Annotated in this window: 14 protein-coding genes; 7 read left to right on the forward strand and 7 right to left on the reverse strand. The window is 46.2% G+C overall.

The genetic code is table 11. The annotated features are described in order from the left end of the window. The first annotated feature begins 135 nt into the window (after nt 1-135). From BZG81_RS04255 to BZG81_RS04270, 4 genes are all read left to right on the forward strand, one after another. The gene (locus BZG81_RS04255) at nt 136-906 is read left to right on the forward strand and encodes an ABC transporter ATP-binding protein (RefSeq protein ID WP_077460107.1); all 771 of its coding nucleotides are present in this window, start codon (nt 136-138) and stop codon (nt 904-906) included. A gap of 84 nt (nt 907-990) precedes the next feature. Beyond that, complete coding sequence (locus tag BZG81_RS04260; RefSeq protein WP_021024003.1) at nt 991-1,767, forward strand: ABC transporter substrate-binding protein; 777 nt, start codon at nt 991-993, stop codon at nt 1,765-1,767. 38 nt (nt 1,768-1,805) lie between these two features. Continuing rightward, nucleotides 1,806-2,546: an ABC transporter permease gene (locus tag BZG81_RS04265; protein WP_077460108.1), complete on the forward strand. Its 741-nt coding sequence runs from the start codon at nt 1,806-1,808 to the stop codon at nt 2,544-2,546. 6 nt (nt 2,547-2,552) lie between these two features. Further along, a complete protein-coding gene (locus BZG81_RS04270) occupies nt 2,553-3,230 on the forward strand; it encodes an ABC transporter permease (protein WP_021024004.1) in 678 nt (225 codons plus the stop codon). A gap of 119 nt (nt 3,231-3,349) precedes the next feature. Here BZG81_RS04270 and xthA read toward each other — a convergent pair whose 3' ends face one another. From xthA to BZG81_RS04305, 7 genes are all read right to left on the reverse strand, one after another. Beyond that, on the reverse strand, nt 3,350-4,153 hold the full coding sequence (gene xthA / locus BZG81_RS04275) for an exodeoxyribonuclease III (protein ID WP_077460109.1): 804 nt from the start codon (nt 4,151-4,153) through the stop codon (nt 3,350-3,352). A 130-nt stretch (nt 4,154-4,283) separates the two neighbouring features. Beyond that, nucleotides 4,284-4,484: a hypothetical protein gene (locus tag BZG81_RS15460; RefSeq protein WP_077460110.1), complete on the reverse strand. Its 201-nt coding sequence runs from the start codon at nt 4,482-4,484 to the stop codon at nt 4,284-4,286. 494 nt (nt 4,485-4,978) lie between these two features. Continuing rightward, on the reverse strand, nt 4,979-6,343 hold the full coding sequence (locus BZG81_RS04285; protein WP_077660911.1) for a TrkH family potassium uptake protein: 1,365 nt from the start codon (nt 6,341-6,343) through the stop codon (nt 4,979-4,981). A 1-nt stretch (nt 6,344) separates the two neighbouring features. Beyond that, the gene (locus tag BZG81_RS04290) at nt 6,345-6,998 is read right to left on the reverse strand and encodes a potassium channel family protein (protein WP_021024009.1); all 654 of its coding nucleotides are present in this window, start codon (nt 6,996-6,998) and stop codon (nt 6,345-6,347) included. 15 nt (nt 6,999-7,013) lie between these two features. Continuing rightward, nucleotides 7,014-8,474: a TrkH family potassium uptake protein gene (locus BZG81_RS04295; RefSeq protein ID WP_077660912.1), complete on the reverse strand. Its 1,461-nt coding sequence runs from the start codon at nt 8,472-8,474 to the stop codon at nt 7,014-7,016. Further along, the gene (locus BZG81_RS04300; RefSeq protein ID WP_021024011.1) at nt 8,467-9,171 is read right to left on the reverse strand and encodes a response regulator transcription factor; all 705 of its coding nucleotides are present in this window, start codon (nt 9,169-9,171) and stop codon (nt 8,467-8,469) included. Before BZG81_RS04300 ends, BZG81_RS04295 begins: the two co-directional genes overlap by 8 nt. 2 nt (nt 9,172-9,173) lie before the next feature. Further along, on the reverse strand, nt 9,174-10,193 hold the full coding sequence (locus tag BZG81_RS04305) for a sensor histidine kinase (RefSeq protein ID WP_108743373.1): 1,020 nt from the start codon (nt 10,191-10,193) through the stop codon (nt 9,174-9,176). A gap of 220 nt (nt 10,194-10,413) precedes the next feature. Here BZG81_RS04305 and BZG81_RS04310 point away from each other — a divergent pair, with 220 nt between their 5' ends. From BZG81_RS04310 to BZG81_RS04320, 3 genes are all read left to right on the forward strand, one after another. Further along, nucleotides 10,414-10,746 (forward strand): metalloregulator ArsR/SmtB family transcription factor, encoded by a 333-nt coding sequence (locus BZG81_RS04310; protein WP_077660913.1) that lies wholly within the window; start codon nt 10,414-10,416, stop codon nt 10,744-10,746. Nucleotides 10,747-10,810: 64 nt separating this feature from the next. After that, entirely contained in the window at nt 10,811-11,869 is a 1,059-nt protein-coding gene (gene arsB, locus BZG81_RS04315; protein WP_077660914.1) for an ACR3 family arsenite efflux transporter, read from the forward strand. Further along, nucleotides 11,862-12,425: a sigma-70 family RNA polymerase sigma factor gene (locus BZG81_RS04320; RefSeq protein ID WP_077660915.1), complete on the forward strand. Its 564-nt coding sequence runs from the start codon at nt 11,862-11,864 to the stop codon at nt 12,423-12,425. Before arsB ends, BZG81_RS04320 begins: the two co-directional genes overlap by 8 nt. Nucleotides 12,426-12,450 lie beyond the last annotated feature (25 nt).

A 12,450-nucleotide genomic window follows, 5' to 3' on the forward strand; every position in this document is an offset into this window, starting at 1 on the left:
ACTTTTTATGCAGTAATAGTGACTATAATAAAACAGATTTAAAGGTTAACAAAATGTTGCTCCTTAAGAGAAGGGGTGATATTTTCAATTGATAAACTCAATACAATAATTATCACGGATGATAGGAGTTAGCGCATGACGGATGCAGTAGCGCTACAGGTTAAGTCACTTAAAAAAAGCTTTGGGCAGCATCAAGTGCTCAAAGGCATTTCACTCGATGCCCACCGCGGCGACGTCATCTCGATTATCGGGTCTTCCGGGTCTGGTAAAAGTACCTTTTTGCGCTGTATTAACTTACTTGAAACCCCTACTGGCGGTGAAATTTGGGTCAATGGTGAATTGATCAAAATGAAAAATAACCGTGCAGGCGATCCGGTGCCCGTCAGCGATAAACAAGTACAGCGCATTCGCTCTCGTCTGGCGATGGTGTTTCAGGGGTTCAATCTATGGTCGCACATGACGGTGCTGCAAAATGTGATAGAAGCGCCAGTGCATGTGCTCGGCGTGCCCAAAGCAAAAGCGATTGAAGATGCTGAAGCCTTTCTCCATCGGGTTGGCTTATACGAGCGCCGTGACTACTATCCCGGCCACTTGTCAGGCGGCCAGCAGCAGCGTGCTGCCATTGCACGAGCGCTTGCCGTCGAACCAGAAGTACTCTTGTTTGATGAGCCAACCTCCGCGCTTGACCCCGAGTTAGTGGGGGAAGTGTTGGGCGTGATGCGTTCACTGGCCGAGGAAGGGCGCACCATGTTGGTGGTAACCCATGAAATGAGTTTTGCGCGTGATGTCTCTAATCATGTGATGTTCTTGCATCAAGGATTAGTGGAAGAGCAGGGCAACCCGAAAGAACTGTTTGATGCGCCTGATTCTGAGCGTCTGCAGCAATTTATATCGTCAATATACTGATTAATTAAATAGAATTATCAATAGCATAACCATGCAATAGGGCCTTTGCCCACACAACATCGTTAAACGACAGGAGAAAGGAAGATGAAAAAATGGCTAGTTGCCGCCGCCGTGATGGCCGCAGTTGGGTCAACCTCCGTTGCAGCCAAGGATTGGAAGGTCGTACGTTTTGGTATTGAAGGCGCCTACCCTCCTTTTAGCTGGACCACAAACGAAGGTGATCTCAAAGGTTTTGATGTCGATATGGCCAATGCGCTGTGTGAGGAAATGCAGGCCAAGTGTAAGATCGTCGCGCAAGATTGGGACGGGATCATTCCGTCACTGTTGGCGCGTAAATACGATGCCATTATCGCAGCGATGTCGATCACAGAAGAGCGTAAAAGAAAGGTAGATTTTACCAATAAATACGCGTTAATCCCGAACAAGTTTGTGGCCGAAAAGGGCACGGATCTCACCTTCACCAAAGAAGGACTCGACGGGGTGAAAATTGGTGTACAGCGTGCAACCACACACGACAAATATCTTACCGACAACTATGGCGACGCGGTGGATATCGTTCGTTACGGCACCTTTGACGAAGCCTACCTGGATCTTAAAGCAGGTCGTATTGAATCCATTTTGGGGGATGCTTCCGCTTTGCAGCAAGGGCTTCTCGATAAAGAGGGTGGCGATGAATTTGAATTTATCGGTCCTTCTTTGACTGACCCTGAGTGGTTTGGCGAGGGCTTTGGGATTGCGACACGCAAACAAGACAAAGCGCTGACTGAGAAACTTAATCAAGCAATTGATTCATTACGTGAAAAAGGCGTGTATGACGAGATTGCTGCCAAATACTTCGACTACGACGTTTACGGCGAGTAAAAGGCAGGCGGGCAGCATGAAAGTGCTGCCCGAATCATATGATTGATTTGAAAGGTTACGAGTGGTCCCTGCTTGAAGGCGCATGGGTGACCCTTCAGGTTGCGCTATTATCACTGGGCTTGGCCATGTTACTCGGGATGCTCGGGGCGCTTGCCAAATTATCTAAATTGGGTTGGTTGCGTGGCATTGCGACCGTCTATACCACGGTGATTCGTGGGATCCCTGATTTGGTATTGATGATGCTGATTTTTTACGGCGGTCAAATGCTGCTCAATAACAGCTTATATGGCATGAATGAATGGCTCAATGAGTACATGGCCGGACAAAACCCCGACCATGACTGGACTGCCTATTTACCCGACTATATCGACGTTAGCCCGTTTATCGCCGGGATCCTAACCATAGGTTTTATTTTTGGTGCTTACATGGCTGAAACCTTTCGGGGGGCCATCATGGCGGTCGACGCCGGCGAGATGGAAGCCGCGCGCGCCTATGGTATGAGCAGTAGTTTGGCGTTTCGCCGCATCTTGTTGCCACAAATGATCCGCCATGCGCTGCCAGGGTTTGGTAACAACTGGTTGGTACTGTTAAAAACCACCGCGCTGGTGTCCATTATTGGCTTGGATGACATGGTACGTAAAGGCGCGTTGGCAGCCGGCTCGACCCAAATGCCATTTACGTTTTACTTTACCGTCGCGCTTATTTTCTTGCTCTTTACCAGCATCTCGACCACCGGGCTGCGTTGGATGGAGCGTCGCTTTAGTATTCATACGCGGTAGGTGACTATGGATTTTTCACTTGTACTCGAAACATGGCCGATTTATCTCGATGGCCTTTGGACGACCGTATGGCTGGTGGCCTCCGCGTTAGTGATTGGTTTGCTGGTGGCCGTGCCTGTCGCCGTGGCGCGCAATGCACAGTTTCCCCTTTGGCGTTATCCTGCGTGGGCGTTTATTTACTTTTTTCGGGGGACGCCGCTACTGATCCAACTGTATTTGATTTACTACGGCCTAAGCCAAGTGGTAAACGTTGAAGATTCGTTGTGGCAACATGCATGGTTTTGTGCGCTCGTCGCATTCGTCCTCAACACTGCAGCGTATACCGCTGAAATTATTCGTGGCGCCATCAATGGCTTACCCAAAGGAGAAGTGGAAGCGGCGATTGCCTATGGCATGAGCCCGTATAAAGCCTTTTCGCGGATCATTCTACCCAGTGCGATGCGCCGTGCTTTACCGGCATACAGTAACGAAGTGGTATTTATGCTTCACGGCTCAGCGGTGGCAGGGATTATCACCATTGTTGATCTCACTGGGGCGGCTCGGATTGTAAATTCGCGTTATTATGCGCCCTTTGAATCTTTTTTGACCGCGGGTGTGTTCTATATGGCGCTGACATTTAGCATCCTATGGATGTTCCGCTTAGCAGAGCGTCGCTTTTTACGTCATATGCGGCCTTTGAGCTAGCTGTTATAGGCATATCGCAAAATGACAAACGCCGCAGCATAGCCATGCTGCGGCGTAATAATATTAAGCGGCGTCTTAAGCGATATTGTTAAGCGCGCTTGCGCGGCCAATTCGAGGGCTTATTTAAAGGTGGCCCAAATTGGCGCGTGATCGGAGGGTTTTTCAATGCCGCGCAGCTCGTAATCAATCCCCGCATCAATACAGCGGCTGGCAAGATCTTGGGTGGCTAACACCACATCAATGCGTAAGCCACGGTTATCATCAAAACCGCGCGAACGGTAGTCAAACCACGAGAACTGATCATTCACCGCTGGATGTAGGGTGCGGAAGGTATCCACGAAGCCCCAATTCATCAACGTCTCTAACCACTCACGCTCTTCAGGTAAGAAAGAGCACTTACCGGTGCGTAGCCAGCGCTTGGCATTGTGATCGCCAATACCAATATCGTCGTCTTTAGGGCTGATGTTGATATCGCCCATGACCACCAGGTGTTCGCTGGGATCACGACCCTCTAAATAGGTCATCAAATCTTGGTAGAATTTACGCTTGGCAGGAAACTTGGTTTCGTGGCTACGGTTTTCCCCTTGGGGAAAGTAACCATTGAGAACGGTGACAGGTTGGCCATTTTCGCCTTCAAACGTGGCCATAATCATACGGCGTTGGGCGTCTTCATCATCGGTTGGAAACCCTTTTTGTACGCTGATTGGCGACTTTTTGCATAGCATCGCCACACCATAGTGCGCTTTTTGGCCATGAAAGTGTACTTCATAGCCCATGGCTTCGACATCGGCGAGTGGAAAGGCATCATCGTGCACCTTGGTTTCTTGCAACCCGATCACGTCAGGCTGGTGTTTTTCAATTAAGGCTTGCAGTTGATGTAAACGCGCTCGAATACCGTTGATATTAAAAGAGATGATTTTCACGTGTGAGGCTGCCTTTGTTGTCTTATTGATAGTAAGACACTTTACCAGCTTCGTTCAATGAACGGAAAGGCGGCCTCAATGCAATGCTCGGCGTATGGTGACGAGGATGCGTGGTACGTAATGGGGGAAATTAGCTTGCGATCGAAAAGGCGCCTAAGCACTCACCTTGACTAAAAATCGCGCCTTCTTGGGTGCAGGGGTCAAAACGCAGGGTAGGTTGAGACAAAACAGGAAGACGATGAAGCAAATGCTTGAGGATAATATCCCCGTTAAACTGATGGATCACGACCTGCCAGTTGGCAAGATTAGGAAGAGCAAAATTAACTATCAATGGCGTTCCTTACTGATTTAAATGTGGTTGATGGTGTTTGTGGTTGTGTTTGCGCACGGCGCAAATGATACCAGTGACGCAGTCTGCCGTTTGTTGCAGCCATATTGGATCTCCATATATTTAACAGATCGTGGTGCTTTACAGTTTGTGCTGCTTAATAAGTCAGCACGTTGTCAGTCAAGCTATTACCACAAGTAAAGTGATACCAGCGCATCGGTTTTTGCAAATAAACAGCGTGGTAGCAAATAAAGTGTTCAAGTTAACGGGTTATCAATGTAGGAAAAAAGCGAAAGTGGAATACTGCAGAGAGTCTATGCGGGAAATAGCGTGGTCTGTCTCGACTTTGACTTGATGTCTTATGATGCTCCGTATCTAGAGCTTTAGCCACACTACAGCATTTTTTTACGATGTAAAGGGTTTTAACCAATAATTCTTTGGTATTGACGACCACCAACGCGGCACATCAGCACCGCGTTAATGATTCTAGCGCTCGCTTATCCTATCGCCAGCTTTGTCTCGGCATAGCGTAGCTTTTTCTTTCTTGGGCTGGCTAAAAAGTAAGCCAAAGTTAGCGGACCCAGTCGGCCAGCAAACATCATAAAAATGATAATAAACTCACCTACATCAGATAATGACCCAGTGAGTCCTCGTGAAAGGCCTACCGTTCCTAATGCGGACACGGCTTCAAACACCACATCCGTCATTTCTGCGCTTTCACTCAACAACAAGCAAAAAATAGCGAACCAAGTCATCCCTATCGAGATAAGAGACAGTGCTAACGCTTTACTGACGGTGTCTCTGGCTATTTCACGCTTATAGACGTAAATCGCTTCATCACGACGTAAAAATGCATATGTTGCCAAAACAAGTACCATAAAGGTGACGACTTTTATGCCACTAGCGGTACTTAGCGATCCTCCTCCAATAAACATTAGCACCAAGATAATGGCGGTGGTTGCATCCTCGAGCTGATCAATAGCCAATGTATTAAAGCCAGCGGTACGCGGTGTTACTGCTTGAAACCACGAAGCAAGCCATTTTCCAGATTCACTCAAGGGAGCCAGTGTATTGGGGTTGTCGTATTCAATGAGGTAAATGGCAATTAACGCTACACCATTAATTAAACATGTCCCTATGATCATCATTTTGCTGTACACCGTGAGTTTTGACCAACGCCGATGACGCCGCAAGTCGATCCATACGGTAAAGCCTAAGCCCCCGATAATAAAGAGCGCAGTAATGGTCAGATTGACTGTAATATCATCGACATATGGCATTAGGCTATCGGCGCTGAGGGCAAACCCTGCATTATTAAATGCACTAATGGTGTAAAAAAAACCGTGGAATAAGCTGTCACTCCAACCTAGCTCGCCCTGCCAGCGCAGTGTGAGTATTGCCATCCCAATCACTTCAACCAGTAGCGCGAAAACAAGTACCGACTTAGCTGTTGACGTTAACGTTGAGGCATCTGTCTGATTGAACGCTTCACGCGCGACGGTTCGTTGTAAAAAACCTATCCGTCCGCCCAACGCAATTAACGTCACAATGGCAAAGGTCATTAAACCCAGCCCACCACACTGGATAAGCAGTGCAATCACCGTTTGCCCAAACATAGTGAACTGGGTACCTGTATCAACAACAACAAGCCCAGTGACTGTCACTGCTGAGGTTGCTGTAAATAGGCTTTGAATCCAAGAGATAGGCGCAGTCGTTGCGAAAGGCAATTTTAAAAGACATGTTCCTAATAGAATCAACAATGCAAAGCTACCACTTAGAATCAGCGGTGGTGCACCTAACAGTTTCTTACCCGCTTTCGGTTTACGCTCTACGGGGCTAACAGAGGGATGCCATAACACCATGTCACACTAACCTCGGGGCAATATATTTCAGTTCGGCTCGGGTTCCACACAAAAGTAATTGATCGCCTTTACGCAATTCAAAGCCTGTATCTAACCCCGTGATTACCTCTTGACCGCGCTTAACCAGCAATGGCGTGATGCTGGTCCGCGCATCGCCAAGTGCATGTGCAATTGTCCTATCATGAAGTTTGGGTTTTATCTCAATTTCTACAACGTACAAGCCATGACCAATGGCAAGATAATTATTAACCATTGGATAGTTTAAAGACTGGGCAACACGTATGCCCATTTCTTCTTCAGGATGAATAATACGAGACACGCCCAATTTAGAGACAATCGTATGGTGCGCTTTGGTACTGGCTTTAACCCAAATCTCTTTGACACCTAGGTTCTTTAACGCAAGCGTACACAAGAGACTGGATTGCATATCTTCTCCAATCGCGACAAGCACAGCATCACTATTTGCTAAATCAAGTTCGCGTAGTGCATTTTCGTCTGTGGAGTCACAAATAACCGCTTGGGTCAAATCTTCCACATATTGCTCAACCATTTTAGAATCTTTATCGACACCGGTAACGGTATGACCAAGGTGAATAAGCTCGAGGCTCGCTGCGATACCAAAACGACCTAACCCAATGACAGTAAAATGTGCCATAGCATGATAACCTTATTATATTTTCCAAAAATGGGGTAATAACATAGCTAGAACCGTAAAGTACTCTAGCCGACCAAGAATCATTGCCAAATTAAGCAACCATATCCCAATATCACTTACAGGCTGGAAATTGCTACCTACATCACCAAAACCAGGGCCTAATACATTAATACAAGCGACAACAGCAGTGAACGATGTCCAAAAATCAAGCCCAGTCATCATCATTAAAATCGTAAACACAACCGTGGTTAATACTACCAATGACATAAACGCCATAATGGCATTGGTAACATCAGACGACACGGCCTTATTTTGGTATCGAATTGGGATCACTGCACGCGGATGTGAAAGCTGTTGGATTTCACGACGTATCACTTTAAATGTGATGATATCTCGAATGATTTTATTACCACCTGCTGTTGAGCCAGAGCAGCCGCCAAGATAAGCACAGAAAACTAAAAACAATGCAGTTGCTGCCGGCCATGCACCTAAATCAGCAGCGCCGTAACCAGTACTGGTAATAAAAGACACGACATGGAAAAGTGCAAAGCTTACCGAGGATGCCAATGATGGGTAAGTTTCGGTTTTATAGAGATAGAGGCCTAACACACTCCCCAAAAAAAGAACAATGAGTACGAATATTCTGGCTTCTTCGTCTTGAATGTATAACTTCACGCCTCTTGCACCGCGCTGAAAAACACGAAAATGCAAACCAAAGTTGATAGCCCCTAATAGCATAAAAACATTAGCAATCATTAAAATGCTATGGCTTTCAAAGTACCACATGCTAGCGTCATGCGTTGAAAAGCCACCGGTAGAGACGGTTGTAAAGCTGTGGCCTATGGCGTCAAAGAGAGACATGCCTGATACGTAATAAGAAAGAGCGCACAATGCCGTAATAGATAAATAGACTCCCCATAGATAATGGGCGGTTTTTGTGATCCGAGGAGAAAGCTTGTCGTCTTTTATTGGGCCAGGTGTTTCTGCTTTAAGGAGACGCATTCCGCCGACATTGAGCATCGGCAAGACCGCCACAACAAAAATAACAACACCGAGCCCACCCATCCATTGTAGAAATTGACGATACATTAAAAAAGAAGGCGGCATTGCGTCTAGGCCTGATAAAATCGTAGCACCTGTTGTGGTTAATGCACTGATAGATTCAAACACCGCATCAGTAAAGTTAACGCCGGTCACTGAATAAATGGGTAATGCACCGAGAATACCAGTGACAACCCAAGTCAAGGTTGCAAAAATAAGTGCTTCTCTAAATGCTACATTATCTAGTGTTTCTCTTCTGAAGAAGAATGAGATCAAAAACGACATAAACAATATTGCGATGGCTGGGCCAAAAAAAAGTTTAGATATATGATCGTTAAATAAAAAAAGCGACAACAGGCCAAATACAAACTGGACAATGCCCATCCATAGAATGGGCATCGATAATAAACGAATGGTGCTTTTAGGGTTAATCATGGTCATCCTCGTTAACACAAAGGCGATAACCAATGCCAGGTTCCGTTTTTATTATGTTGTGTTGACTCGCGTCCTTACATATCTTTTTTCTTATTTGACTGACTAAAACACGCAGATAATGGTTGTCTTGCCTGTGTGTCTCACCCCAAATTGAGATGAGAAGGTCATCTTGTTTTACTAAACAGCCGTTTCCTTCCATCAGTATTTTCATAAAATGAAACTCTTTCTTCGTTAACGAGACTAAACGAGAGTGATACCAAAATTGATGGCTTGACAAAGATAGACTTAACTCACCACACTGAATGAGGTCCTCGGTTTTCTTTGAAGGCGCGATTAAATCTCTAACGAGTACTTTTATTCTGACAATGAGCTCTTTCACGCCAAATGGTTTGCTTATATAATCATTCGCACCGGCTTCGAGTAACGTAATTTTCTCTTCTTCCTGATCGCGCGCGGTGAGAATAATAACCGGTGTTGTATGTCCTTTTTCTCGAATGTAATTGAGTAAAGAAACACCTTCTCCGTCGGGTAAGCCTAAATCCAAAACAATCACATCGGGGGACTGATGCTGAATAACACTTAATGCGCTCTCTAATGAATATGCACCGAGATAATCAAACCCTTCTGCATTCAGTGATATTCGTACAAATGTATGGATTTGTTTTTCATCATCAACCAATAATACGCGGTATGCCATCATTACTCTCCACCATCCACAGGCAAACGAATTCTCATTAAACAGCCTATTTCTGAGTGTGCTAACTCAATCCTGCCCTGATGTGCCCGTATAACTCCATTAGCAACCGCCAGCCCCAGCCCTGATCCACTGTCGCTTTTTTTATCCTCGTGCGTTGTATAAAAAAGATCAAATATCTTATGTGCATGTTTTAGGGGGATCCCTTCACCCTGATCTTTTATATCGATGTATATACTATTTGATTGACTATATACATGGATAGTCACAATGGTGTTTGCCGGAGAATATCTTAAGGCGTTATCAATAATATTAAACAGGGCCTGTTCTATTAGTGCACGGCTGACCGGCACAGTAGGAGATTCAGTGCTGGTAATTTTTACTCGTTCAGGCTCATGACACCGAGAGACAGAAACATTGATAACATCGATGATGTTTTCAGCGTTTTTATTGATCACTAAGCTACCGTGTTGCAATTTAGTTGCTTGCAGCAAGTTCTCTATGTAGTGATGTAGGCGGTGGCTTTCTTGCGTCGCGCTATCGAGTAGCTCATTTCTTTCTGTATGCGACAGTTTATTCATATACGCTTGCAACGTTGTCAAGGTACCAATAATTGTCGCTAACGGGGTACGTAAGTCGTGTGAAACGGAGAGTAAGATGCTATTTCTTAATCGGGTTTGCTCTAATTCATCACGTTGTTGGCGGTAAAAGTGTGCTATGTAACTTGTCACGCCAGCGACCAACATAAATACCACCAAATTAATGACGTCAGTGACGTCGCTCATTTGTAAAGAAAAGCGCGGGGCGGTGAAAAGAAAATTAAAGCTCAGTGCTGCCACTAAAGATATCGGCACAGCCAGAGAGGGGCCGGATTGCAGGGCAACAATGGCCACGGCGAGTTGAAGAAGCAGTAATACGGCAATCGTCACTGGGAAGAAGGCATTCAATCCCCAGCAAAGTAGGAGAGTGACGCCGAGCATACTAAAAGATGCCCACACAGGGTATCGACGAAGAGACTGTAACATTCTCGAAGCTCACACCATTCACGAAGGCCCGTAATGTATCAAAAACGTCGCCATTCGCCGCGTAAAAAAAGCGTAAAGTCTATTCGAGTGATGGCAAAGAGGTAGAATTTTTCGACGAAACCACGCTCTTTTTAATTAATCATTATTTACCAGTGCCCAGATTGACATATGGAACTCCATATATATGATATGCCATATGTATGCAAAGTAGACTATAGCGATGTGTGACACCCTAACATTTTATAAAGCCTTATCTGAGCCCACTCGGCTGATCTCTCTATTGCTGCTCTCACAGCATGGTGAGTTATGTGTATGTGATCTGATGGAGGCGTTAGCCCTGAGTCAACCCAAGATTTCTCGACATTTGGCCGAGCTACGCAAGCATCAGTTAGTCGTCGGAGAGCGTCGTGGTAAGTGGGTCTATTACCAATTACACCCAACCTTACCTGAGTGGATGCGCGGTGTTTTGCGCACCACAGCCATCAATAACCCCTCGCTTCTGAGCTCTGTCACGCCTGTAATGCAGGGCAATACGGCTTGTGGACATCATTAATAGGTAGCGTGTCCCATCAGCAACACGAGTGATTCAACGTCAGCAATAACCAAGGATTTGTCTTATGTCTCAATCTGAAACCTGTGCACCGTCGGCCGCGCAAAAAATGGGATGGCTCGATCGGTATTTAACCGTGTGGATTTTTCTCGCCATGGCCATTGGGGTCAGTGTGGGATGGCTTTTTCCCGACGTTGCGACCATCAGTGAACGCTTATCGGTCGGGAGCACCAATGTACCGCTGGCGATTGGCTTGATTTTCATGATGTACCCGCCACTGGCAAAGGTAAATTATCGTTTACTAGGCTCGGTCACGCGCGATAAAAAAGCCATTACGCTGTCGCTGATCATGAACTGGGTGGTGGGTCCTATTCTGATGTTCACACTGGCGGTGCTGTTTTTACGTGATGAGCCAGGGTATATGGCGGGAGTGATATTAATTGGCCTTGCACGCTGTATTGCCATGGTCTTGGTGTGGAACGACATCAGTGGTGGCAATAAAGAGTATGGCGCGGCCCTAGTGGCCCTGAATAGCTTATTTCAGATCCTGACCTACAGTGTGATGGCATGGCTATTTATCACCGTTTTACCTCCTATGCTGGGGTTACAAAGCTATGTGGTGGATGTGACCATGGGGGACATCGCGCAAAGTGTGCTGATTTATCTGGGTATCCCTTTTTTGGCGGGCTATCTATCACGTACCGTGCTGGTCGCTAAAAAAGGTGAACAATGGTACGAAGACGTCTTTTTGCCACGTATTTCCCCGATAACGTTAATCGCTTTGTTGGCGACCATTGTGTTGATGTTTAGCCTAAAAGGGGAGGCGATTATTGCGTTGCCGCTTGACGTGTTACGTATCGCCGTACCGCTGGTAACTTACTTTGTGTTGATGTTCTTTATTAGCTTCTTTGTGGGTAAAAAACTGGGGATCCCCTATGACCGCAACGCATCAATTGCGTTTACCTCATCCGGTAATAACTTTGAACTGGCGATTGCGGTGGCGATTGCGGTATTCGGCATTCACTCTGATCAAGCCTTTGCAGGAGTGATTGGGCCGCTGGTGGAAGTACCGGTGTTGATTGCCTTAGTGAATGTAGCGCTAAGAATGAAACGGCGCTATGACTAGTCAGTTGTCTTCAACGTCTACGACGCCATGCTTGCTTGAAGCATGGCGTGATTATGAGTCGTTGCTCTATCGCTGGCTGATTAAACAAACGCATGATGACGTGTTGAGTGCGGATGTATTACAGGAAACCTTCCTCAAGGCATTGCAACAAAATGAGCAATTTTGCGCGGTGCAACAGCCGCGCGCCTGGTTGTATCGCACCGCCCATCATCTGTTGATCGACAGATATAGAAAACAAAGTAAAACATTACTTGTTGCGGATCCTGAACCACTTCCCGAGAGCTACGATGCGCCGCCAGCTATTACTGGACTCATGGCGTGTTTACCCAAAGCGTTGCGGCGCTTACCAGACGATCAACGTGATGTGATAGAGCAATGTGATCTCGGCGGCGTCACTCAGCGTGATTATGCCGATGCTCATCAACTTTCACTGCCAGCTGTTAAATCACGTATTCAGCGTGCGCGACAGCACTTACGTGAGATACTGCTGGTACAGTGTAATATTCAGTTTGATGATCACAATCGGGTATGTTGCCACTTGCGAGATTCAGACTGATTTTTTTTTGCATCCTTTTTAGCCC

The organism is Salinivibrio sp. MA607 (genome assembly GCF_001996245.1).
Classification (GTDB): Bacteria; Pseudomonadota; Gammaproteobacteria; order Enterobacterales; family Vibrionaceae; genus Salinivibrio; species Salinivibrio costicola.